At 43.6% G+C, this 24943-nt stretch carries 22 protein-coding genes, 1 other RNA gene, 1 pseudogene and 1 riboswitch; of the genes and pseudogenes, 3 read left to right on the top strand and 21 right to left on the bottom strand.

The window, feature by feature from the left end; all coding sequences use genetic code 11:
- Window positions 1-49 precede the first annotated feature (49 nt).
- The 4 genes from GOM48_RS01615 to zapA all read right to left on the bottom strand — a co-directional run bounded on the left by GOM48_RS01615 (window position 50) and on the right by zapA (window position 5007).
- Window positions 50-1372 (bottom strand): alanine/glycine:cation symporter family protein, encoded by a 1323-nt coding sequence (locus GOM48_RS01615; RefSeq protein ID WP_235097949.1) that lies wholly within the window; start codon window positions 1370-1372, stop codon window positions 50-52.
- 90 nt (window positions 1373-1462) lie between these two features.
- Window positions 1463-1551, bottom strand: a riboswitch (glycine riboswitch).
- A gap of 171 nt (window positions 1552-1722) precedes the next feature.
- Complete coding sequence (locus GOM48_RS01610; RefSeq protein ID WP_235097948.1) at window positions 1723-4059, bottom strand: endonuclease MutS2; 2337 nt, start codon at window positions 4057-4059, stop codon at window positions 1723-1725.
- 100 nt (window positions 4060-4159) lie between these two features.
- Entirely contained in the window at window positions 4160-4708 is a 549-nt protein-coding gene (locus GOM48_RS01605; protein ID WP_235097946.1) for a CvpA family protein, read from the bottom strand.
- Window positions 4705-5007 carry a cell division protein ZapA gene (gene zapA / locus GOM48_RS01600; protein WP_235097945.1) on the bottom strand — a complete coding sequence of 101 codons (303 nt, stop codon included), beginning with the start codon at window positions 5005-5007 and terminating at the stop codon, window positions 4705-4707. The genes GOM48_RS01605 and zapA overlap by 4 nt, the downstream gene beginning before the upstream one ends.
- An 86-nt stretch (window positions 5008-5093) precedes the next feature.
- Here zapA and rnhC point away from each other — a divergent pair, with 86 nt between their 5' ends.
- The 3 genes from rnhC (at window position 5094) to GOM48_RS01585 (ending at window position 9111) form a co-directional block, all read left to right on the top strand.
- On the top strand, window positions 5094-5975 hold the full coding sequence (rnhC, locus tag GOM48_RS01595) for a ribonuclease HIII (RefSeq protein WP_235097943.1): 882 nt from the start codon (window positions 5094-5096) through the stop codon (window positions 5973-5975).
- A 3-nt stretch (window positions 5976-5978) separates the two neighbouring features.
- Window positions 5979-6593, top strand: coding sequence for a signal peptidase I (gene lepB / locus GOM48_RS01590; RefSeq protein WP_125424831.1), 615 nt, complete (start codon window positions 5979-5981; stop codon window positions 6591-6593).
- Between the two features lie 148 nt (window positions 6594-6741).
- The gene (locus tag GOM48_RS01585) at window positions 6742-9111 is read left to right on the top strand and encodes an ATP-dependent RecD-like DNA helicase (RefSeq protein ID WP_235097942.1); all 2370 of its coding nucleotides are present in this window, start codon (window positions 6742-6744) and stop codon (window positions 9109-9111) included.
- 47 nt (window positions 9112-9158) lie between these two features.
- Here GOM48_RS01585 and tig read toward each other — a convergent pair whose 3' ends face one another.
- The 17 genes and pseudogenes from tig to GOM48_RS01500 form a co-directional block, all read right to left on the bottom strand.
- Window positions 9159-10442, bottom strand: a complete 1284-nt coding sequence (gene tig, locus GOM48_RS01580; protein WP_235097939.1) for a trigger factor — start codon at window positions 10440-10442, stop codon at window positions 9159-9161.
- A 92-nt stretch (window positions 10443-10534) separates the two neighbouring features.
- Window positions 10535-11192: pseudogene (locus tag GOM48_RS01575) on the bottom strand (DNA alkylation repair protein).
- Window positions 11193-11825 carry a response regulator transcription factor gene (locus GOM48_RS01570; RefSeq protein ID WP_235097937.1) on the bottom strand — a complete coding sequence of 211 codons (633 nt, stop codon included), beginning with the start codon at window positions 11823-11825 and terminating at the stop codon, window positions 11193-11195.
- Between the two features lie 13 nt (window positions 11826-11838).
- Complete coding sequence (locus GOM48_RS01565; RefSeq protein WP_235097935.1) at window positions 11839-12834, bottom strand: sensor histidine kinase; 996 nt, start codon at window positions 12832-12834, stop codon at window positions 11839-11841.
- On the bottom strand, window positions 12831-13529 hold the full coding sequence (gene liaF / locus GOM48_RS01560) for a cell wall-active antibiotics response protein LiaF (RefSeq protein WP_223326118.1): 699 nt from the start codon (window positions 13527-13529) through the stop codon (window positions 12831-12833). The genes GOM48_RS01565 and liaF overlap by 4 nt, the downstream gene beginning before the upstream one ends.
- Before the next feature lie 167 nt (window positions 13530-13696).
- Complete coding sequence (gene fni / locus GOM48_RS01555; RefSeq protein WP_235097933.1) at window positions 13697-14698, bottom strand: type 2 isopentenyl-diphosphate Delta-isomerase; 1002 nt, start codon at window positions 14696-14698, stop codon at window positions 13697-13699.
- A complete protein-coding gene (locus tag GOM48_RS01550; protein ID WP_235097931.1) occupies window positions 14682-15689 on the bottom strand; it encodes a phosphomevalonate kinase in 1008 nt (335 codons plus the stop codon). The genes fni and GOM48_RS01550 overlap by 17 nt, the downstream gene beginning before the upstream one ends.
- Window positions 15676-16629, bottom strand: coding sequence for a diphosphomevalonate decarboxylase (gene mvaD, locus GOM48_RS01545; RefSeq protein WP_235097929.1), 954 nt, complete (start codon window positions 16627-16629; stop codon window positions 15676-15678). The genes GOM48_RS01550 and mvaD overlap by 14 nt, the downstream gene beginning before the upstream one ends.
- Complete coding sequence (gene mvk / locus GOM48_RS01540) at window positions 16611-17489, bottom strand: mevalonate kinase (RefSeq protein WP_235097927.1); 879 nt, start codon at window positions 17487-17489, stop codon at window positions 16611-16613. The genes mvaD and mvk overlap by 19 nt, the downstream gene beginning before the upstream one ends.
- Before the next feature lie 117 nt (window positions 17490-17606).
- Window positions 17607-18587: an N-acetylmuramoyl-L-alanine amidase family protein gene (locus GOM48_RS01535; protein ID WP_235097925.1), complete on the bottom strand. Its 981-nt coding sequence runs from the start codon at window positions 18585-18587 to the stop codon at window positions 17607-17609.
- A 99-nt stretch (window positions 18588-18686) separates the two neighbouring features.
- Window positions 18687-19376: a DNA-binding response regulator gene (locus tag GOM48_RS01530; RefSeq protein WP_235097923.1), complete on the bottom strand. Its 690-nt coding sequence runs from the start codon at window positions 19374-19376 to the stop codon at window positions 18687-18689.
- Between the two features lie 11 nt (window positions 19377-19387).
- Window positions 19388-20812, bottom strand: a complete 1425-nt coding sequence (gene gndA / locus GOM48_RS01525; protein WP_000158778.1) for an NADP-dependent phosphogluconate dehydrogenase — start codon at window positions 20810-20812, stop codon at window positions 19388-19390.
- Between the two features lie 75 nt (window positions 20813-20887).
- Window positions 20888-22336: a cell division site-positioning protein MapZ gene (mapZ, locus tag GOM48_RS01520; RefSeq protein WP_235097921.1), complete on the bottom strand. Its 1449-nt coding sequence runs from the start codon at window positions 22334-22336 to the stop codon at window positions 20888-20890.
- A 12-nt stretch (window positions 22337-22348) separates the two neighbouring features.
- Entirely contained in the window at window positions 22349-23506 is a 1158-nt protein-coding gene (locus tag GOM48_RS01515; RefSeq protein WP_235097919.1) for a THUMP domain-containing class I SAM-dependent RNA methyltransferase, read from the bottom strand.
- Between the two features lie 83 nt (window positions 23507-23589).
- Window positions 23590-23971, bottom strand: an RNA gene (gene rnpB, locus GOM48_RS01510) — RNase P RNA component class B.
- Between the two features lie 20 nt (window positions 23972-23991).
- A complete protein-coding gene (gene gpsB / locus GOM48_RS01505; protein ID WP_000146526.1) occupies window positions 23992-24321 on the bottom strand; it encodes a cell division regulator GpsB in 330 nt (109 codons plus the stop codon).
- Window positions 24322-24390: 69 nt separating this feature from the next.
- Complete coding sequence (locus GOM48_RS01500; RefSeq protein ID WP_235097917.1) at window positions 24391-24918, bottom strand: DUF1273 domain-containing protein; 528 nt, start codon at window positions 24916-24918, stop codon at window positions 24391-24393.
- Window positions 24919-24943 lie beyond the last annotated feature (25 nt).

Below are 24943 nucleotides of genomic sequence, written 5' to 3'. Positions count from 1 at the left end.
ATAGGAAATGTTTATGAAATGAAAAAATCACACGAAAAGTGTGATTGGGTTAGTTTTTAAAATACTTTTTAGTCTCAGCAATAACGACTGGTGACAAGACCAAAAGGGCAATCAAGTTTGGTAATGCCATCAAGGCATTGACGATATCTGCGATAATCCAGACCATATCCAGCTCGATAAATCCTCCCAACAAGACCATGACTACAAAGACTACACGATAGAGCCAGATAAAACGAACACCAAAGAGAAACTCAAAACAGCGTTCTCCGTAGTAGTTCCATCCGAGGATCGTCGTAAAGGCAAAGAGTACAAGGAAGATGGTCAAGAGGGCAGGTCCAAAGTGTGAAAAAACTGTTGAAAAGGCTGACTGGGTCAAGGCAACTCCATTTAAATCACCACTCCAAACCCCAGTTACCAAGATTGTTAGACCTGTCAGAGTACAGATAATCAAAGTATCAATAAAGGTTCCTGTCATGGAAATCAAGCCTTGCTCGACAGGCTCATTAGTCTTAGCTGCAGCCGCTGCAATCGGAGCTGAACCAAGACCAGATTCGTTAGAGAAGACTCCTCGCGCCACACCATTCTGGATAGCCATCCGAATGCTGGCACCTGCAAAACCACCTACCGCAGCAGCTGGACTAAAGGCTGAAGTAAAGATCAGGGCAAGTGTGGCTGGGATTTTCTCGATATTAAAGAGTATAACTGTAAGAGTTCCTAAAATATAGACAATAGCCATAAAAGGAACGACTGCTGTCGAAACCTTAGAAATGGATTTGAGGCCACCAAAGACGGCAATTCCTACAAAAATGGATAAAATAAGAGCCGTGATAGCTGGTTCCACTTGAGCCGTATTTTGAATGGATTCTGTAATCGAATTGACCTGGGTAAAGGTACCAATCCCTAGAAGGGCTACCAATACACCAGCTAGGGCAAAGAAGATAGCAAGTGGACGCCACTTTTCTCCCATTCCCAAAAGGATGTAGTGCATGGGTCCTCCAGCTACAGCTCCATTTGCATCCTTGCTACGGTATTTGATGGCAAGTAAACCTTCTGCATACTTGGTAGCCATCCCAAAGAATGCTGCCATCCACATCCAAAAGAGCGCCCCTGGTCCCCCAACCTTAATGGCCGTCGCAACCCCGATGATATTTCCCGTACCAACGGTGGCTGCTAGAGCCGTACATAAGGCCGCAAAGCTCGACACATCTCCATGTCCCTTGTCCTTGGTAAAGATCAACTGAAAGGCTTTAGGGAGACGAGCCACCTGCAAAAGGCCTAGTCGGATGGTCAAATAGATACCTGTTCCGACCAATAAGATCAAGAGGGGAGGCCCCCAAACGAAAGCATCAAGCGCTTTAAGCAATTCTAACATATCCTTCTCCTATCTTTTCAACCCCAAAAGAAAGAGCACATGCAGGATACATGTACTCTGGAATGCTTAGATAAATGCTAAAAAGCGGTCTATCTTAGCTCTGTCCTTTTACCTGAGAGTTTGAGCAGTTGCCTGCCTTGCCCCTTCGGTGCCTTTACGGTCTCTCCAGAGTTCCGTCCATTTACAGTCATGGAAAACAAACCTTTCTCCATTTCTATTAAACTTCATTCGGTGTTGGTATTTTATTTTTTATTATTCTACAAGAAAAGTTAGCCTTTGTCAATATTTTCTATGAAAATTTTTGATTTTTCATTTCTCCTTTTTTCAGAAAGGTTGACTCCTTCTTCTCTCTATCCTTTAAAGGTTACAATGGTGGCACCACTGCCTCCAGCATTTTGTGGAGCATAGCCAAAGCTCTTGACATGCTTGTTTCTTTGCAGGTATTTGGTGACGCCCTCACGGATGACGCCTGTTCCGATACCATGGATGATGTCGACTTGCGCCATGTTATTGAGCAGGGCTTGGTCGATAAAAGCGTCCAGCTCATTCATGGCCTCTTCGTACCGTTTGCCACGAAGATCCAGTCTTGCTTGCGGACCACGACCAGATGCACGTTTGACGACATTGACTTGTTTTTTCTTGACTGGGGCTTCTTGTTGGTTCTGAACAAGGTCAAATTCTTTCTCTTCCAAGGTCATCTTGATCAAACCAACTTGGGCTTCCCAGCGACCGTCCTTAAGCTGATTGGTCAAGGTTCCACGTTGTCCATAACTGAGGACCACAATATCATCCCCCACCTTTGGAGTCCGTTTTTTCTTGGCCTTTTGAAGGACCTTGTTTTTAGACAAGTCCACTTTTTCAGGAGCCAGTTTTTTCAGCTCAGCCTTGGCTTCAATGATTTCGTGGGGTTTAAGTTGAGACTTACTGTGGAGGTTCTTGAGAATCTGGTCACTCTCACTTAGCGCTAGTTCTACAATCTCGGCAGCCTGTTCACGCGCCTTGTTGAGCTCAGTTTCCTTTTCACGATTGAGTTCGTTGTAGAGCTTTTTAAGAGCTCGGTTCATCTTAAGGTTTTCTTGCTCCACCTCACGGATATTGTCCAAGCGTTTGCGACTTTCAAGCGTTTGCTCTTCCAATTGTTCAATGATACGGTTGACATCATTATCTTGGTTGACCTGCTGGCTGGCATCTCCTACGATGACATCTGACAAGCCCAGACGTTTGGCAATTTCAAAGGCATTACTTCGACCAGGAACTCCCTGCATAAAGCGATAGGTCGGACGCAAGCTGGCTGTGTCAAACTCCATGCTGGCATTTTGCACAAAGGCTGTCTCGATACCGTAGGCCTTGAGCTCTGGATAGTGGGTCGTCGCCATGGTCTTGACCTGACGGAGACGAAGATCCTCCAGAATAGCCATAGCAAGCGCTGCTCCTTCCTGCGGATCGGTACCTGCCCCAAGCTCATCTAGCAATAAGAGCGAATGTTGGTTGACCTTGCCAAGAATATCTACGATATTGGTCATGTGGCTGGAGAAGGTAGACAAGCTTTGCTCTATAGACTGCTCATCCCCAATATCTGCAAAGATTTCCTCGAAAACACCGACACGGCTTCCCTTATCAGCTAAAATGGGCAAGCCTGACTGGGCCATGAGTTGAGTCAAGCCCAGGGTTTTGAGCATGATGGTCTTCCCACCAGTATTAGGACCTGTGATAACAATGGCTGTTAAATCCTTACCAAAGTGCACATCGTTTGCGACAGCATTTTTGACCAAAGGATGGCGAACATGAAGGAGTTGAATCTCTTGGTTCTCTGAAAGTTGAGGAACGACTGCTTGTCTTTCTTGGATGAAACGCACCTTGGCACGAATCAAGTCTAAATGGCCGATAATCCAAGCGTCATTAGCGATCTCTGCAGCATGAGGGCGGACGCGTTCCGAGAGCTCCTGTAGGATGCGAATCATCTCATAGCGTTCGTCAGCTCGCAGACTAGCGATTTCTTCGCTCAGTTTCACGACCTCACGTGGCTCGATATAAACCGTATTACCACTAGCAGAGATATCATGGACAACACCTGCAATCTTATTGCGATAGGTATTCTTAACGGGTAAGACTTGACGGCCATTTCTGCTAGCGATTATGCCTTCCGTCAACATCTGCGCTTTTTGCCTGAGCAAGTCTTGCAAGACATCTCGAACTTGACTCTCGCTATCATGGATTTTCCGACGGATGCGTGCTAGCTCTTCACTGGCGAAATTTTCGATAAATCCTGCATCATTTAGAGATTGAAGACTCCCTTGCAAGTGTGGAAAATCATGTAGTTTTTCAAACCATCTCGCCAATTGTTCCAAGCGAACATTTTCGAGATTGGCATAAAAACCTTGCAACTCTCTGCTAGCAAGCAAAACCCGTTTGAGGAGCAGGAACTCCTCGATATTGAGGTCCGCCCCCATCTCCAGACGCTTGCAAACTGCTGATATCTCACGTGTCGCTAGGATGGTAAAGTGAGGTTGCTCCACAAAAAGCGCCTGCATCTCCTCCATCTCTATAAAGGCTTGTTTGATCTTTTCCACCTTGGCAGTTGGGGCCAAGCCTTTTAGCTCCTCTAGGCCTTGTTCTGTCAAGAGATGCGGTTCAAACAAGGCCTTGATTTTATTAAATTCTAAGGTTTCTAGTATTTTTGTATTCATATTTTTCCTTGTGTATTTGTTTACAAAATCGTAGCAACTAGAGGTTTTTGACCTAGTCCTCCAATCTGTAAACAAAGGGCTAGGAAAAATCCCGCCCTTTTTATCCGATTAAATTTGTCACCCAGAGTTGTTTGATAAGGTTTGTCGTAAAAGGGATACTTTGGATGATGTGTTTAGCTACGATACTTTTTTCAAGTGAATTTTGAATGACTGCCAGAGGCACAGTTGCAAGAATGGTCAAAGCCATCTGCAAGACGAATAAGGCTACCAATAGCGACAAAGCCCCCGCACTAACCCGGAACCACTTGCCATCTAGTGTTTTAACTGGAATCAAATGTAGAAACAAACCGATAAAACGTCCGATACTGTAACAAATTCCGAAAACTAGAAGGTAGGCCAGCCCCGCATAAAAGACCTTGTCTAGATGAAAAAGCTGGGCTGAAGGGAAGAAAAAGGTACCCTGTCCTTCCTGAGGATTAGCATAAGGAACAAGCAAGTGAAATTGATCTCCCAGCGATTTATAAAACTGCCCAGCAATAAAGGCTGAAATCACTGCCACGAGGAAATAATAAACTTGCAGCACCAAACCTCTACGGTAGCCGATGTAACCCCCCCAAGCTAGAACCAGTAAGAGAAGGATCGAAATCATAGGGAATCCTCAATCTTGCTCTGCTCTTGCTTGACAGACACTAGCTTATTTCGAAGGTCTTTAAGCTCCTGCTCCTTATCGTCAAACTCAATCTCACGACTAAGCTGCGTTGATAGGCTGTTAATCGCTAAAAGGAGAGCAATGGTTTCATCATCTGCCCCAGGCATTCGTTCCTTAATTGCTTGGTATTTTTCAGTCGCAACCTTAGCGATTTCCTCCATAAAGAGGTTGTCATGCTCGGTTGTCAAGGTTAATGTCTTTTTCCCAAATGTAAACTTATATCGATTTAGATTTGCCATAAAATTCACCTCACGATATTATACCAAATTTCGCTAACTTTGTCAGTTTTTACCAATTCTCTTGCTTTTATGGTACAATAGAGACTATGGCAAGTATCACACTCACACCAAGTGAACAGGAAATTCAGAGCTTTTTAAGTCAGTATCAGAAGGCTCTCAGTCCTAGTAAAAATCCTTATATTCGCTATTTTTTGCGACTGCCTCAGGCAACAGTTTCCATCTATACTTCTGGAAAAGTCCTCCTGCAGGGCGAAGCTGCTGAGCAATACGCCAGTTTCTTTGGCTATCAAGTCCGACAAGAAAACAGTGGACAAAATTTTCCTATGATTGGAACTGATGAGGTGGGAAATGGTTCCTACTTTGGTGGGCTTGCTGTCGTGGCTTCCTTCGTGACAGCTGACCAGCATGACTTCTTGCGAAAACTCGGCGTGGGGGATTCAAAGACCCTAACAGATCAAAAGATTCGTCAGATCGCCCCTGTCCTCAAGGAAAAAATCCAGCACCAAGCGCTCCTTCTCTCACCGAGCAAGTACAACGAAGTTATCGGAGAGCGTTACAATGCTGTTTCTGTAAAAGTTGCCCTTCACAATCAGGCTATCTTTCTCCTTCTCCAAAAAGGAGTCCAGCCAGAAAAAATCGTGATTGATGCTTTTACAAATCCTAAAAACTATGACAAATACTTGGCGCAAGAAGCCAACCGTTTTCCAAACAAGGTTAGTTTGGAAGAAAAAGCCGAGGGAAAATATCTGGCTGTCGCAGTCAGCTCCATCATCGCGCGGGATCTCTTTCTCGAAAACTTGGAAAATCTTGGACGAGAACTAGGCTATCAACTGCCAAGCGGCGCAGGAACTGCTTCTGATAAGGTTGCTAGCAAAATCCTTCAAGCCTATGGCATGAAAGGGCTCAACTTCTGTGCCAAGCTTCATTTTAAAAATACTGAAAAAGCCAAAGCACTTCTAGAAAGGTAAATTATGAATTATTTTAAAACATTTCTAAAAGAGTGGGGACTTACGTTCCTTATCATTATACTCGTTGGTCTCAGTCGTCTCTTTCTCTGGACCAATGTCCGTGTGGAAGGACACTCTATGGACCCGACTCTAGCTGATGGAGAGATTCTCTTTGTCGTCAAACACCTCCCTATCAACCGTTTTGACATTGTAGTTGCCCATGAAGATGATGGAAATAAAGACATCGTTAAACGCGTCATCGGCATGCCCGGAGATACCATTCGCTACGAAAACGACAAGCTCTTTATCAACAATCAAGAAACCGACGAACCTTACCTAGCAGACTACCTCCAACAGTTTAAAAATGACAAACTTCAGAGCACCTATTCAGGGAAAGGCTTTGAAGGGGATAAGGGTGTCTATTTTAGAAGCCTTGCTCAGAAAGCTCAGGCCTTTACTGTTGATGTAAATTTCAACACCAGCTTCAGCTTTACCGTACCCGAGGGTGAGTACCTCCTCCTTGGAGATGACCGTTTGGTTTCTAGCGACAGTCGCCATGTTGGAACCTTTAAAGCCAGTCAAATCAAAGGAGAAGCCAAATTCCGTTTCTGGCCACTCAACCGTATCGGAATCTTTTAAAACCAGCAACTAGATGCTGTGATAGTCTTTTTGAGTTAGCTTTTAGAATTAGATTGCAACTTGGCAATATCTTGTACCAAGTCCCAAATCAAAGGAAAGCCTAACTGAAAGCTCTATCCCAGCTCTTTTTCTATCAAAAAGGAAATCTATGGAAGTTTATTTTTCAGGCACTATTGAACGCATTATTTTTGAAAATCCCAGCAATTTTTATCGTATCCTCCTCTTAGATATCGAAGATACCAATGCGGAGGACTTTGACGATTTTGAAATCATCGTTACAGGAACCATGGCTGACGTGATTGAGGGCGAAGACTACACCTTTTGGGGACAAATCGTTCAACACTCCAAGTACGGAGAACAACTGCAAATCAGCCGTTATGAGCGGGCAAAACCAACTAAAAAAGGGCTAGTTAAGTACTTTTCGAGTAGCCACTTCAAGGGAATTGGTCTCAAAACGGCCCAAAAAATCGTTGATATCTATGGTGAAAATACCATAGACGAAATTCTGGAGCATCCTGAAAAGCTGGAAAACATTGCAGGACTCTCTGCCAAAAACCGTGAGGCTTTCGTCTCTACACTTCGTCTTAACTATGGGACAGAAATGGTCTTGGCAAAACTAGCTAACTACGGCATTCCCAATAAACTAGCCTTTCAGATTCAAGACTTTTACAAGGAAGAAACGCTTGATGTGGTTGAAAATTATCCCTACCAGCTGGTCGAGGATATCAAGGGATTGGGTTTTACCATTGCAGACCAATTAGCTGCCGAACTAGGTATCGAAAGCCAAGCTCCTGAGCGCTTCCGTGCTGGCCTTGTCCATAGTCTCTTTCAGGGCTGTATGGATACGGGCGATACCTACATGGAAGCCCGAGATTTGCTGGAACAGACCCTGACTCTCCTCGAGTCTTCCCGACCCGTAGAACTGGATCCCAGCCAAGTAGCCCAAGAACTCTCCTACCTCATCGAAGAAGACAAGGTTCAGCAGATTGATACCAAAATCTTTGATAACAGCCTCTTTTTCGCCGAAGAAGGCATTCGCAGTCACTTGGTTCGTATCCTTGAAAAAGGAAAACAGAAAAATCAGGATTTAGAAACCATTCAAAAGCATATCGCTACTGTTGAGGAAGAATTAGGTATCCAATACGATAGCATCCAAAAACAGGCTATCTGCGATGCCATCCAGAACAAGGTCTTTATCCTAACAGGTGGACCTGGTACAGGTAAAACCACTGTTATCAATGGGATTATCGCTGTTTATGCTCTCTTAGAGGGACTTGACCTCAGGAAGAAAAGCAACTTACCAATTCTTCTCGCTGCCCCAACTGGTCGAGCAGCTCGACGCATGAATGAATTGACAGGTTTGCCTAGCGCGACCATACATCGCCATTTGGGAATGACGGGAGATGATGATACTAGTCATCTGGAAGATTATCTGGATGCTGACTTTATCATTGTAGATGAGTTTTCTATGGTAGATACTTGGCTAGCTAACCAACTCTTCTCCAACATCTCTTCTAACAGTAAAATCCTCATCGTGGGTGATAGCGACCAGCTACCTTCTGTTAGTCCTGGACAAGTCCTGGCTGACCTGCTCCAAATACCTCTGATCCCTCAGACTCGCTTGGAGCGGATTTACCGTCAGAGCGAAGAATCAACTATCGTTACCTTAGCGAGTCAGATTCGACAGGGAATCTTGCCAGCCGACTTTACCCAGAAAAAGGCCGATCGCTCCTACTTTGAAATCATGAGTAACCATATCCCTGCAACCATTGAGAAAATTCTTGGTGCTGCCCTCAGAAGTGGCATTCCAGCTCGTGATATTCAGGTGCTAGCGCCTATGTATCGAGGAACTGCTGGTATTGACGCCATCAACCAACTCATGCAAGACCTGCTCAATCCTCAGCAAAAGGGGCAAGTTAGCTTTGAAGCAACTCAGTGTTACTATCGAACAGGGGACAAGGTCATTCACCTAGTCAACGACGCTGAAGTCAATGTCTTTAATGGAGACCTAGGCTACATCACAGATTTGATTCCTGGAAAATACACTGAGTCCAAACAAGACGAGATTGTCATTGATTTTGACGGCAATGAGGTCGTCTACCCACGTAACGAATGGTACAAGATTCGACTGGCCTATGCCATGAGCATCCATAAGTCTCAGGGAAGTGAGTTTCCCGTTGTCATCCTGCCCATCACCAGTGCTAGCAAGCGCATGCTGGAACGCAATCTCATCTACACAGCTATCACACGGGCCAAGAGCAAGCTTATCCTTCTTGGTGAATTACAGGCCTTTGACTATGCAGTCAAGCATATCGGGACTGCTCGCAAGACCTATCTGATTGAGCGTTTCAGTGATTTAATTGAAAATAATATTGAAGAAAGTAAACAAGCCTTCTCTGAAACTGCCACAGCAAGTGACTCTGAACAATCCTACATCCTTACCGAGGAAAACTGGTCTAGTATTCCCGCTATGATTGGGATTACAGACGCAGACCTTAAAGAGATTTTTGGAAAATAGACCAGCAGAAAGCCCACCTAGTCAGGTGGGCTTTTTATCTTTTAAGATTATTTTACTGTTGCAGTACTTGTGATCAATTCAACAGCTTTTTTGATTGCGATATCGTGTTTCAACATATCAGCTGAAAGCAAGTTTTGAACTTGTGCAACTTCCATGTTGTAGTCTGCTGCCAATTGCTCAATTTCTTTTTGGATTTCTTCTTCTGAAGCGTCAAATCCTTCAGCTTTGGCAACTGCTTCGATAACAAGGTTAGTCTTCGTACGTGACTCAGCTTCTGCTTCGTATTGTTTGTGAAGGTCTTCTTGAGTAGTTCCAGTGATTTGGAAGTACATGTCAGGATTGATACCTTGACGTTGCAAGTTTCCAAGGAATTCATTTACTGAACGGTGAACTTCTTCGTGGATCATTTCTTCTGGAAGTTCTACGATTTCAGCATTTTCTACAGCTTTATCGATTGCTGCGCCTTCAAGGGCATCTTTGTATGCTTCTTCTTTAGCAGCAGTCAATTCTTTGCGGTATTTTTCTTTCAATTCGTCAAGAGTTTCCACTTCTTCGTCGATATCTTTTGCAAGTTCATCGTCAAGAGCTGGAACTTCTTTTGCTTTTACTTCGTGAATAGTTGTTACGAATTTAGCTTCTTTACCTGCAAGGTCTTCTGCTTGGTAGTCTTCTGGGAATGTCACAACTACGTCAACAGTTTCGCCAGCTGAGTGACCAACCAATTGGTCTTCAAAACCAGGGATGAATTGTCCTGAACCAAGTCCAAGTGAGAAGTTTTCACCTTTTCCGCCGTCAAATTCAACACCATCGATAGAACCAACGAAGTCAATCACAACAGTGTCGCCATTTTCAGCAGCAGCTTCCTTGATAACCAATTCAGCCAAGTTGTTGCGTTCGCGTTCGATACGCTCTTCAACGTCAGCGTCTGTTACTTCTTTTTCTACATCAACTGATACTTCAAGGTTTTTATAGTCACCCAATTTAACTTCAGGTTTTGTCACGACTTCAGCTGTGATAACCCAGTCTTGACCTTTTTCCATTGAAGTTACGTCAATTTTTGGTTGCGCAACGACTTCAAGACCAGCTTCTTTTACAGCTGCTTCATAAGCGTTTGGCAAAAGAGCGTTCAATACATCTTGGTAAAGTGTTTCTTCACCAAATTTTTTATCAAAGATAGGACGTGGAAGGTGACCTTTACGGAAACCTGGAACGTTAAGAGTTTTCTTTACTGAGTTGAATACACGGTCCACTTCTGGTTTGATTTGGTCTTGAGAGATAGTGAAAGTCAAGACTCCACGGTTTGTTTCTTTGTTTTCAAATGATACAGACATTCTGTCATTTCTCCTTAAAATTTTTTAAATACAGTCTATTATAACATAAACGGGCGACTTTTTTCAAGTAATGAATGCGCTTTTCAATGATGCTAGAGATACTTGCTCGCTTCCTTGATACTAAGTTCAGCCATTCTTTTCTTATTCTTTTCAATAAAACGTGCTACCCATTCGGTATTGGTCTTGGAGTAGTCTCTTAGGACCCAGCCGATAGCTTTGTTGATGAAAAATTCTGTCTGGTCCAGATTGTTCAGTAGGACCTTTTCCATCAGTTGGACATTCGTTTTCTCTTTTCTTAACAACTGGTGGTCAATGGCAACTCGTCTCAGCCAGATATTGTCCGATAGGCTCCATTTTAAAATCACTTCTTCAAGTTCCGAATGGTCGGCTACCAAACTCCCTACTACTCTGTCTAGAATATCTACCGTGTCCCACCAAGACTTGGTCACGACCAGACGCTCAAGCTTAGGCAAATCATCCTTCGTTAGATAAGATTGCATAGCTTTCAAATAGTTGGCGCCCACATATTGGTATTCTCTAGGCTCCTTTTCCCAGCAAGTGTCTACAAAATCCCAATCGATCATCTTTGTTTTTTTTCGCGCTTGGAAAGTATTTTCTATAGAGCGCATTTCTTTCAGGACCTGCAATCCCTAAAAAGGGAAATTGATGACGCATATAGGCTTCCATTGGGCCCGCTTTTTCAGGATCTTTTGCCACCTCTAGCTCCTCAAGTAAATCTACAAGACTCATCTAAAAATCCTCCTGCCTGACCAAGTGGTGCTGAAAGGCATAGACCGCAGCTTGAGTGCGATCACTGACCTCAAGCTTGGCAAGGATATTGGACACATGGGTCTTGACCGTCTTGAGAGAGATAAAGAGTTCATCTGCAATGCGTTGATTTTCGTAGCCCTTAGCGATCAGTTGAAGTACGTCTCGCTCACGCGCAGTCAGCTCCTCATGAAGCTCCATATGATTACGGTGGTATTCAACCTTCTTGCTGACCTCTTGTTCAATGGCCAGCTCGCCAGCAGCCACCTTACGGACAGCATGGAGCAATTCATCTGCACTTGAAGTCTTAAGCATATAGCCTTTTGCACCAGCATTCAAGACTGGCATGATTTTTTCATTGTCCAAGTAAGAGGTCACAATCAAAATCTTGGCTTCAGGCCATTCTTTGAGGATGGCCAAGGTAGCATCAATTCCATTCATCTCAGGCATAACAATATCCATGACAATGACATCTGGACGCAATTCCAAGGCCAAGTCAATACCTTGAGCCCCATTGGTAGCCTCGCCCACAACTTCTACATCGTCTTGGAGGTCAAAATAGCTTTTCAAGCCCAATCGAACCATTTCATGGTCATCTACCAGTAAAATTTTCATCTCTACTCCTTTATCATTCCTTGTCTAGCAGGGGAATACGGATATCAACTGCCAATCCTTGCTTTGGAGCTGTCAAAAGTTGAACCGTTCCTGCCATATCTTCAACCCGCTCCTTGATATTTCGCAGTCCATAACTCAAGTCATCTAACCCCCCTAACTGGAAACCAATCCCATTGTCCACTACCTTCAGCTGCAATTCAACATCTGTTTGATAGAGATAAACATCCAAACAAGATGCCTGAGCATGGCGGAGGGTATTGCTGATTAACTCCTGTAAAATACGGAAGATATGTTCTTCAATCTTCTTGGGCAATTTAGACACATTCTGCTTGAGACTAACCTTGAGATCACTCTTGTCCTCAAGCTCTTTTAAGAGGATTTGAATCCCCTCAATTAAACTCTTCTCTTCCAACTCAACAGGTCGCAAATGTAGGAGCAAGACCCGCAAATCTTTCTGGGCTGTTTCAAGGATGGCTGCGACACTTTGCAACTGGGTCTGCATCTTTTCTCTATCCAGCTTCAAAGCCTGCTGACTGACACCTGATAAAATCATATGGGCTGCAAGCAACTCCTGACTAACCGTATCATGTAAGTCACGTGCTATCCGCTTCCGCTCTTTCTCGATGATTGCTTCTTCCTTGACCAGACTTTGATTTTCAGCCTTTTGAACAGCCTCAGTCAAGAGATTAAGCTTGCCAGACAAGGACTTGAAACTGGCATCCAAGTCTGGATCTGCAAAGGAAAATACCTCTTTTCCTGCTAGCAGTCGCTTGAGATTAACCTGCATTTTTCTGCGAGAGATTTCTTCTATCACGCGCCAAAAGAGGACAAAAAAGAAGGTCATGGAAAGGCTAAAGACCAAGATTAAGAAGATTAACTTCTCTGTTTTCTCAATATCTTGTAGTAAATAGGACCAGTCTAGTTCAAAAATATCAAGTAGACTATTGGTCAAAAAGAGGATAAAGAGGAAAGAAGTCAGCCCAATTAACAGATACGATTGCTTTTTCATCCTCTGACCACCTCCACATCGCCAACCATAGTAGTTAGGAAAATCTTGACACTCTTGTTACTCTTGAGGTAGTCTCTGGTTTCCTGATGATAGTGTTCATTGCGGAGGGATCTCTTAGGTTGATGAAGGAAGGTAAGATCTCCATAAAGACAGTTAACACTGAGGCTGATTTCCACATCTACAGGTACGATAATCCTAGTCGTTCCGACCATCTTTCTAAGGATAATGACATTGTCATGATTGGTTAGGATAACTCTTTCTAAATGAATGGTGTCCTTGCCCATGAGGCGAAAGAGGTTGATATCGTCAAACTGGCAGGTCTGGTGACTAGAGAAATGATGGAGATTGCCAAACCAGCGATTCTTTTCATTTTTAACCGTCACCACCTCTTCAAAGACCAAGTCGGTCTCCTCTTTTTCTTGATTCATCATGGGATAGAGAAGAAAGAGACTGTAGATCACCGCTACAAAGATAGCTAAAATCACAAAGGGATTGAGCATGACGATGAAAAAGAAAAGAATGGTAGCCACAAGGAGGAGAAAGTTGTTGCCCTCTTTGCCTGCATAATAGCGTATCAGGAGAAGAAAGAGGAATAGAATCAGCAGAAAACGCGAAAAATGCTCTGATACCATCAAAATCAGAGCTCCCGTCAATAGACAGGCTTCAATAAATAAAAAGATTTGAAATTTTTTCATAGACGCACCTTCTCCCTTCTATTTTATCACAATTCAAAAAAGTCACCTCGGTCTGAGGATGGAAAAAGGAGATAGAACAGAAATCGCTCCTACAAGCTAGGTTTCATCAACTCACTACAATTGACAAAGAGATACAAAAAAAGGGCGGGATTCTTGTCCCGACCTCTTTATTTCTGATCATTCGCTTCTTTTAGTTTTCCATAAAGAATATAGTCTACGCTTTGCAGATCAGTTATGGTAGCACAATTAAGAGCACACATGATCAAGCGCAGGGCTTCTTTCCAGCCTTGGATGATGCTAATCACTTCCTCGACTGAGTAAGTTTCAACCAACTCCAGAACGGTACGTGACAGTCCTACAGCCTTGGCACCAAATATCAAGCACTTAATCATATCTAGCGGGTTCCGAACGCCTCCGCTGACCAAAAGTTCGACCTTGTCTTTCCAGTCTTGGGCATTGAGGAGGGCTTGCATGGTGGACTGCCCCCATTGATTGAGGTAATCACGCTGGCCACTGCGACGATTTTCGATATAGGCAAAGCTGGTGCCACCACGACCTGACAGGTCAACGGTTCGAACCCCCAATTCATAGGCTCTTTCGATGGTCTTCACATCCATCCCAAAGCCGACTTCCTTTAGGACAATAGGAACGGGGATTTGCTTGCTATAATCTGCTAGATGCGATTGCCAGCTTCGAAACTTTCTTTCTCCCTCAGGCATGAGTAATTCCTGCATAACATTGACGTGCACTTGCAGGAGAAGTGGATTCATCTCTTGCACAGTCTGAAGTCCTAACTCGACAGGCTTGTCCAAGCCAATATTAGTTCCAAGGAGGAGCTTTGGATGGCTAGATTTGACAGAAAAAGAGTCATCTGTTGGATCTTTTAGGGCTGCACTATAAGAGCCCGTTACAAACAAAATCCCACATGCTTCTGCCACCTGAGCTAGTTTTTGATTGATTTCTTTACCTTTGTCGCTCCCACCTGTCATGGCATTGATATAAAAAGGAAAGTCCCACTTTCGACCTGCAAATTCTGTCGAAAGATCAATCTCATCTAAGTCATAGAGCGGTAGCGAAGAGTGGATTAACTCCACCTCATCAAAGCTATTATAGGAACTTTTCTGCTCAAGGGCATAGCGGATGTGCTCGTCCTTACGATTTGTCGTCATGTCCTATCCTTTCTTGGTATAAGAGCTCAATCCCCAGATCGGCCCAGCGATTTTTTAAGGTTTCAGTTGATTGCACATCAAAACTCAAGGCAATACCACAGTCACCACCACCAGCACCACTACTCTTGGCAACGGCCTGCAAATCTTGACTAGCTTGTTTCAACTGTCTCAGCGAAGGCGTGTAAATATCTGCGCTCAATCCTTCTAAGAGCTTGCTGGCTGTTTCCACCTGTTCGATAATTTTTTCTGCATTCCCCTGCTCCAAGGCTTCTACCAAAGCAGCCACCGTTGCTTTTGAGGAAGTTAAAAAATTCTGATTGATGTTTTGTTTGATTTGCTGGACCATTTGACTCGATACGGCCACTTCCTTGGTCCATCCCACTAGAAAGTCACATTCTAGGGCTGGTTTTACTCGTGAAATAGAAAATCTCCAGTCACGCTCCAAAACTGTCGCCAAATTTTCTTCTTCCAACCAAGCAGCCACCTTATTGCGATCAAAAGACTGATAGAGAACCAAATCCTCTGCAACGATACAGGCAAGGTCTCCCATGGAACCATTGTCGCCACGCTTGAGCAAGACCGCGCTAGCCAGCTTGAACAAGAGTGCCGTATCAACCGTAATATCATATAGAGTCAGCAGGGCCTTGATAACCAAGACAACAACACTACCACTAGAACCCAGACCAAACTTTTTACCTTCTCGTTCCATTTTTCCACGAATTTCCAAGGAAAAAGGTCGCAAAGTCTGACCACGATTGGCGAGGAAGTCCCCCATCAAAGCAATCGTTTCTTGAATCAAGCTGTAGTCAGGATTTGGCGTCAAGTCCACTGCGAAATCAAACATATCTGAGTAGATACGGTAGCTATCAGAAAAGGTAATCTCAGCCTTCATATAGATGGGAATGGCCTTTATCAAGGCCAACTGTCCTGGCTCTAGAATAGCATACTCCCCTGCCCAATAGAGTTTCCCGCAAGTTTTAACAGCAATCATCTTGGCTCAAATCCTTTGTTTTTGACACAATCAAGCGGTAACGTTGACCGAAAATTTCTGACAAATGCTCCAAGTCTTCCTCTTGACAGAGGACCTTGACATTGGGACCGGCATCCATGGTAAAGTAGCAGGCTTCCCCTTGCTTACGAAGCTGGCGAACAAAGTCCATCGCTTCATAGGAAGCATCCGTCAGATAAGAAAAGGCTGGTGATGCTGTTTTGGTCGTAGCGTGCATGGCTAGGGCATTTCTCTCCGTTAATTCCCCAACCTTGGCAAAGTCATTTTCCTTGAGATAGAGCAACATGTCCTGATAATCCTTCTCAGACTGGCGTACCCAGTCATCAAAGGTCGTCGAGGTTTCCACACAGAGTTTCATCCCATCACGGCTAGAGATTGGTTTTTTCTTGTCCTCCAGCACCAACATAATCATAGCTAGTTTCAGGTCTGTCTCCACAGGGTAAATTTCCCCACTATCCTTATCCCAAGCACCTAGTGGTCCATAAAAACTGCGAGAAGAAGAGCCTGAGGCAAACTTAGCCTCCTGAGCCAACTGACTCCGATTCAAACCAAGCTGGAAATAAGCATTGCAGGCCTTGACCAAGGCGGACAAACCACTGGAACTGGAGGATAAACCAGCCGCAGTCGGCATATTGTTTTGAGTATCGATACGGACAAAGCCCTCACCTTCTGGACGGTAACGGTCAATGATTTTGCTCATCTTAGCATGCTCAGCCTCATTTTGGAGCTGACCATTGATATAAAAGGCATCAGCAGTCGCATGGGCTGGTAGAGGCGACAAGGTCGTCTCTGTGTACATGTTTTCCAAAGTCAGAGAGATGCTGCTAGTAGCAGGAACCATCTCTTTTTCTTTTTTCTTTCCCCAATATTTGATAATGGCAATATTTGCGTAGGAACGTACTGTTACAGGCTTTCGATCCATGTCTGAACAGCTCCTTTCTCTTCTAATCGTTTTGCTAGTTCTTGCGCTTGGTCCAGATTGGCTACCAAGGCGATAATACAGCCTCCTAACCCACCACCACTCATCTTGGCACCTAGAGCACCATGGATAAGAGCCGCTTCAACGAGGGAGTCTGCCTCAGGACTGCTGACACCAATTTCTTTTAAATGTAAATGCGCTTGACTGAGGATTTGTCCCAGTCCTTCAGCATCTTTTCGTCTAATCGCATCTTCTGCTTGCTGGGTCAATTCTCCCAAGGCATGCAAAAACGGCAGAGCATCCTTCCCCTTGCTCTGAACCACTTGGATGGCTTCACGAGTATGACCATAAACTCCCGTATCAGCAATCACCAAATAGGCAGATAGGTTCATCTCAAGTTCTGTAAAACCAAGGTTCTTGATAAAGCGAATGGGTTGATCACTGAGACAGGTCTTGGCATCCAACCCGCTTGGATTCATATGGGCAATCATCTCAGCCCGATTGACCAAGATTTCTAGTACATGATGAGGCAGGTCGGCTTGATAGTAGTCAAAAACAGCTCGAATGGCTGCTATGCTGATAGCAGCTGACGAACCCATCCCCCGTTTTTCAGGGATAGCCGAGTCAATCACACATCGAATGCAAGCTTCTTTGATATCCAAATACTCCAGCGAGGCATACACTGCCATGGACAAGGTATCCTCCTCATAAAGACGCCACGGGCTTTCAGCAGGGACCACCTTGCAGGTCACCTCCACCTCTATGAGAGGCAGAGAAATAGCTGGATAGCCGTAGACTACCGCATGCTCTCCTATTAAAATAATCTTACTATGTGCCTGACCGACACCAACTTTTTTTGTCATGTTTTCCTTTAACCAGACGGAAAGACCGTCTCATTTCATACAGTAGTATTTTCTCCTATCTATTTTATTATATTTTCACAAAAAAAGCGATTGTTTCCTTCACAATCGCCTCTTTCATTATTGGATCCATTCGCCATTATAGTTGAGCGAATAGCCTTCTACGGTCGTATTCACTGCTAAAGCACCGGAGCTATAAGCGTAGTACCATTTGCCATTAACCTGGAACCAACCAGTCTTCATATCTCCATTACCTGCATTTAGGTAGTACCAAGTTGAACCATCTTGATACCAACCGGTTGCCATAGCTCCTGATGAACGGAAGTAGTACCACTTGTTACCGACATAAGCCCAGCCAGTTTTCATATCACCATTTGATTGGTCTAGGTAATACCAAGTTGAACCATCTTTAATCCAACTAGTTGCCATAGCTCCCGATGAGCGGAGGTAGTACCACTTATTACCTAGATATTGCCAACCAGTTTGCATAATACCAGTTGTTGGATCTAGGTAGTACCAAGTCGAATCATCGTTTATCCAACCCGCACGTCTTTCACCATCAAGGTAGTCTTTCCCTAAATGACCTGTTTTTGCTAGATAGTACCAGTTAGATTGATCGTAGAGCCAACCTGTTTTTAAAGAATGATCTTCATTAAAGTAATAATTTGCTAATTTAAGAACTTCTGGGCCTTCAAAGCCTTCACCATGTTTTTTACCAACAGTTAATGAATCCTTAACCTCTAATTGTTGCCAGCCAACAAATTCTTGAAGTACCCCATCTTGGTTAAAGTAGTACCATTTATATTGAAGGCCAATTTCGAAAACTGGACGATTATCAAATAAATCGTCACGATAACCCGTCCCAGGAATTTCTAAGTATTGCCAGCCGACTACCATTTCTCCATCATCATCAAAATAGTAGATTTTACCATCTATTTTATGCCAATAGATCGCTTTATGGTCATCTTTTATATAGTATTTTCTATTGCCCTTATCAACAAACTGTCCACCTGTGGTATCCGCCAATACTGTACTTGTCGCTAGCAAAGCAAAGAAAAAGACTGCGAGTCCAACTTGCATCATTATTTTAAATTTTTTCATTAGTTCTTTCCTCCGCAACTGATTGTAGCAAAGACTTTACCGTATGTCAATATATAGGAATTCCTCAAAAAAAGCAGTTACACAACTGCAACTGCTTTTCTATTCTTGCATGGTGTAACCAACACCACGCACTGTTTTAATGTAGCTTTTTTGACCTTTTACATCAAGCTTGCTACGTAGATAACGAATATAAACATCCACGATATTAGTTTCTGTCGCACTTTCGTACTTCCAAACACTTTCCAATAACTGCTCACGAGTCAAGACCTTCTTGCTTCCCATGAGAGTGGCCAAAAGGTCATACTCACGGCGCGTCAGAGCAATCATCTCCTCGCCACGATAAACGGTATGATGTTCTACATCCATACGCAAATTGCGGTAAGACGTTGGGACCTTCATCTGACTACAGTGTTGGTCGATAAAGTCCCGACCTCGGAAAATCGCTGAAATACGAGCCACCAGCTGATCAATAATCACTGGCTTATAGATGTAAGAAACGGCGAAGCGCTGGATTGTCTCAATCTGGTCTCGCAATTCTTCGCGATGGTCCAAGACCATGATCACTGAGGCTGGTTTGGTTCGACTCAGCCTCTCTGCAAAATCCTGGGCCGTCATATCCCCCAGACGAGCATTCAGTAAAATCAAGTCATAATCTATCTGGAGAGCCATGGAGAGGGCTTTTTCCCCCTCCTCGACCAGATCAACACGGTATTGCTCTTTTTGGAGTTCCAGACTGAGAAAATGAGCGAGATTTCGTTCTTTCTCAAGTAATAAAATCCGTTTCCCCATGGCAGACCTACTTATTTTTCGTCATACCAAGAGTAGTGGAATGTTCCTTCTTTATCTTTACGTTGGTAAGTGTGGGCACCAAAGTAGTCACGTTGTGCTTGGATCAAGTTAGCTGGAAGGTCCGCTGAACGATAGCTATCAAAGTAAGTAATGGCTGCTGAGAAGGTTGGTACTGGTACACCAGCTTGAACCGCAAGAGCTACGATATCACGCACTGCTTGTTGGTATTTAGCAGTAACATCCAAGAAGTACTCATCCAAGAGAAGGTTAGCAAGATCTGCATCACGGTTGTAGGCATCTGTAATCTTTTGCAAGAAACGAGAACGGATGATACATCCATCACGCCAGATAGATGCGATGTCCGCAAATGGCAAGTTCCAGTTGTTTTCTTTAGAAGCCACACGCAATTGAGCAAAACCTTGTGCGTATGAAATGATTTTTGAGAAGTAAAGCGCTTGACGGATTTTTTCAATCAACTCAGCCTTGTCACCTTCAAACTTGAAAGCAGCTGGTTTTGGAAGCACCTTGCTAGCATGTACACGCTCTTCTTTGTAAGTTGAGATATAGCGGGCAAATACTGACTCAGTAATGAGTGACAATGGTACACCAAGATCAAGTGATGATTGGCTAGTCCATTTACCAGTTCCCTTGTTACCTGCAGCATCAAGGATGTAGTCTACGATTGGTCCATCTTGGCCTTCATCGTCTTTACGGCTCAAGATATCAGCTGTGATTTCGATCAAGTAGCTGTCCAATTCACCCTTGTTCCACTCAGTAAAGATTTCAGCCATGTCTTCTGCAGAAAGACCGAGCAAGTGTTGCATGAGGTCATAGCTTTCTGCGATTAATTGCATATCACCATACTCAATACCATTGTGGACCATTTTCACATAGTGACCAGCTCCATCAGGACCGATGTAAGTCACACATGGTTTACCATCTTCTGGTGCTTTAGCTGAAATTTCTTCAAGGACATCAGCAACCAATTCGTAAGCTTCTTTTTGTCCACCAGGCATGATAGAAGGACCTTCAAGGGCACCTTTTTCACCACCAGAAACTCCAGTACCGATGAAGTTGATGCCTGAGTTTGCCAATTCTTCATTACGACGGATGGTATCTTTGTAGAAAGTGTTTCCTCCATCGATCAAGATATCACCCTTATCAAGGTGTGGAAGAAGAGCTTGGATAGTTGCATCTGTACCAGGTCCAGCTTGAACCATCAGCATGATACGACGAGGTTTTTCGATTGAGTTTACAAAGCTTTCAACGTCATAGCTTGGCACAAAGTTCTTTTCAGGATGGCAGGCAATTACGTCTTCTGTTTTTTCTTTACTACGGTTGTAAATGGCAACTGTATAACCACGAGATTCGATATTTAGGGCAAGGTTACGACCCATTACGGCCATACCTACGACACCAAAGTTAGCTTTTGTCATGTGACACTCCTCTTGTTTAATATGTTTTATTTTATCATTTTTACCTATGAAAGGAAAGAATTTTGTAACGGACTCCTAGTAGTCCAAGTCATCCGCGTGACCAGCTCCATTACCGACAAAGTATCCAGTCTTACAGTTGAGGGTGAAGAGATAGGTTCCATCTGGTTTATAGAGGTTGTAATAACCATTTCCGTTTACGATATTGACACGTTCTAGGATATATTGATTACCAGTGATATAGCCACGAGCACGTGAAGTTGCTAGGATTTGTTCCAAAACACCATCGGCAAAATTCCAGGCAGGGTTGTTGCTATCGTCTACAGCGGATTGGTTGTACGGTACACGACTAGCACTTCTTTGAAGATTGACACCATCGCTAGACAAACCTCCACTTTCTGGTCTGCTGGCAGGCGCTGAACTTGATGAAGCAGACGAACTGCTCGTACTGCTATCAGTCGTTGTACTTGAACTTTCCTGACTACTGCTACTTGAACTTGAACTAGAGGCGCTTGTTTGCTGGCTCTTACCAAGGCTAATGGCCTTATCTAACAGTTTATCTAGCTCTGTATTTCCTGTTTTAATTTCTGTAAATTTAGCATCTGCCTTGACCTTTGCATTGGTATCCAAGACACCGTCGGTAATTGCTGGAGTTTCAAACTGATTATTCACTTCTTGCACAGCCTTGATTTGAGTTTCTAAACTATCATACTTAGACTTGGCCAGAGTGTGCTCTCGGCTACCTTCGAGTTTATCTAGTTGAGCCTTGAGTCGGTCCAACTTGTCAAACTGACTATTTTTCAAAGCTGTTTTATTAGCATCCGTATAAAAAGCATCGTAGAGGGCATTAAACTCTTGTAGAGCCGCTTGTGTTTCCTGATTACTAGAAGATGATTGAGAAGACTGGATAGCTTGGTTGGAGCGATTTACTTGTCGATAGATATAGTAACTACCTGCCAAGACAAGGGCTGCTGCCAAGGCTGAACCGATAACAAACATGCGCTTCTTTTTAGAATTAGAAATTGTTTCTGATTCTACCTGAGCTGAACGTGAAAGTAGAGCCGTCCCTTCCTCTTCTTTCCCATCAGCAACCTCTGCTGACTCTTGCTTTTCCAACACAAGCGGTTCCAAGTCTTGATTTTCCTCTCCCAAAGGAGGCAAAATCACATCCGAGCTTGTAGTTTCCACTGAGTCTGACACCGTTTCTTCTGAAACTGTATCGGGTTCCTCTATGATTGGTGCCGACTCTTCAGTGATTTCTGAGACTTCCTGTGTCAATTCTTCTTGTGTCTGAGCTTCCTGCAGTTCTTCTTTTTTAAATTGACGTGTTTCAAACTTGTCGGCTTCGATTTCCTCGCGGTGCTGTTTGATGTATTTATCCAAGATATTGTCCTCAGGCAATACTCCAGCTTCAACTTCTTCATTTTTACGGATGACTTGACCAACTGTCAGATCTTTCGCCTCGTCAAAATCAAATTTGGATTCTTGATGCTCTTTTTTATGACGATTGTGTCTTTTTTTACTCATCTGTCTTCCTTTCTACTTTACCTCTTGGCGCTTCACACGCTGACCAAAGTATTGATACAAATCCACTTTTAAGGTTCCGTTATAAAGTTTGCGCTTTTTATCCGCTGGACTTCCGTACTTACTTTCAAAAGCTTCATCACTCGTCAGGATAAATTTGCTCCAGGTTTTCAATGGCGCAAAGACCTGCCCCATTTCTGCATAGAGCTTGGTAACTCCTGCATCATCAGATAAACGCTCTCCATATGGTGGATTGGAAATGATGACGCCATTTATCTTGTCTGAGCGCAAGTCCTGTACCCGCATTTGTTTAAAAGTGATATCACCTGCCACGCCTGCTGCTTGAGCATTGGCCTTAGCAATCTCAACCATCCGAGCGTCTATATCACAGCCCATGATATCCAGTTCAAGTTCACGGTCAATTTTCTTAGCCGCCTCTGTGCGAACTTCTTGGATTAACCGATCGCTGACCCAGTTCCATTCCTCAAAAGAAAAGGAACGGCGAAGGCCAGGAGCCATCTTTCTAGCTATCATAGCCGCCTCGATACAGAAAGTTCCTGAACCACAGGTCGGATCAATCAAGGGCTTGTCTGGATACCAGTTAGAGAGTTGTAAAATCGCCGCTGCCATATTTTCTTTTATAGGCGCTCCACCCTTTTCCGTACGATATCCACGTTTAAAAAGGCTAGAACCTGTCGTGTCAATCATGACAGTTGCCACATCTTTCAGGATGGACACCTCAATCTTAAACTCAGGACCAGTTTCCATCAAGGGAATTCCTTCTGGACGGGCATAGTGTTTTTGTAGTTTCTTGACAACAGCCTTCTTGGAAATGGCCTGAACACTGGGCTCATTATGAAGTTTAGACTTAACACATTTTGCCTTTGAGATAGGGAAACGCGCCCCAAGCGGGAGATAGTTTTCCCAACCTAGAGCAAAAACGCCTTGAAAAAGCTCTTCAAAGGTCTTAGCTGGAAAACTTCCAACTACAATCTTGATACGGTCAGCTGCACGAAGCCAAAGATTGGTCTCGATGATTGCCTTCACATCTCCTTGAAAACGGACACGGCCGTTTTCAACCTGGCAATCATAGCCTAACTCTCGCATCTCACGTCCAACGACAGCCTCGAGACCCGCAGCAGCAGTTGCGATTAAATTAAATTGTTCTTTCATTTCTAGTCTTGCAAGACCTTTCTCTTGTTCACTTTAAAAAATGAGGTTGAGAAAAAATTCTCAGCCCCAACCTATATGCAATTTTCTATAAGCCATGTTTTGTTCCAGAAGTGACTAGGACCACTTCCTTCGATAATCATCTGTCTACCGCTAGCAGCCTATAGCTGATAGCAGTCAGAGTACTACGTTCGTTTCCGTGCACTCCATGCCCCGACCAAAATTTGGGTTGCTAGCTTGAGGGGTTTACCGCGTTCCACTCTCTCTGTTTCCAGAAAGACTCCGTCACTGTGGCACTTTCAAGCCTACTCTGACTTATCCGAAGACTTAGCCATTTCGACTGCCGTAACGATCTCTCGTCCCTAGGCTTATGGTTTCGCCTAGCACAAACACTACAGGCATCACAGCCTGTGCTAGCATGGACTTTCCTCATGAAAAGGGATTCTCTTCACGCGATTATCCAAAAATTGCATCTAATAGACACCTAATTACAACTCAGAATTGTCTACGATTTGTTTACCGAATACTTCTTTTTCAAGTCGATTCAATCGTTTCAAAATATCAAAATTTGTCATTGGAGTAGAACTTGTTACTTCGATAGAACTTTGTTGAGTAGAACTTGCCTGTGGCTTGTTAGACAATTCCTCCTTCAAATCAGCAATCTCCTGACGAAGAGATTTGACCAAAGCTGCGTAAGTCTCATAATCCTTGATCACATCATCTAGGAACTCGTCTACCTCTGCCTTACTATATCCGCGAACTTCACGCCCAAACTCTTGTTCAAAAATATCTTTTGCTGAAAAAATAATACTTGCCATTTCTCTCTCCATTCTTGATTGCTATTCTTATTATATAAAAAAAGACAAACAAAAATCAAGGTCAAAGCCTCACTTTTCGGAAAAATTTTCCACTATTTCGTTCAGATCCTCAAATGTTAATCTTTTTGTAACATAGCCTTCTTGATTTTTCATCATCTGGTAAAAATACTGTAACTTGGTTTCATTTTCTTCGTCATAAAAGAGATAGCACCCTTCCGTATTTTCCAGCAGAAATTTCTGATAATCACGTAGTTGCCCCTTGTGCTCATATTGTGGATAGGCATATTTAACAAAATCAACTTGCTTGAATTCGCTCAACTTCACTTGATTGGCTTCATTCCAGTTACTACCATGGGTTTCAAAATCAAAAATGGTCGCCAGCTGAAAGCCATAGTCTGCTTGCATGTCTTTTGCCACTTGAAGCACCCAGTACTCAAATCCCAGAGTCCCTGTAAAGACAAGCCAGGTCACCCCTTCTTCTGCTAGACGTTCTAGATCTCTCCGAATGGCTGTTTTGATAATATCAACGCGAATATCCTTGTCATTAAAGAGACCAAGGTCGAAGGCTGAATAACCTAAAATCAAGGCTGTTGTCATTTTTAACCCTTTCTTTTAACCCTTT

The organism is Streptococcus oralis (genome assembly GCF_021497885.1).
GTDB lineage: Bacteria > Bacillota > Bacilli > Lactobacillales > Streptococcaceae > Streptococcus > Streptococcus oralis_BQ.
The sequence above is the reverse complement of the archived record's forward strand: the minus strand, read 5'-3'. Positions and strand labels throughout refer to the sequence as shown.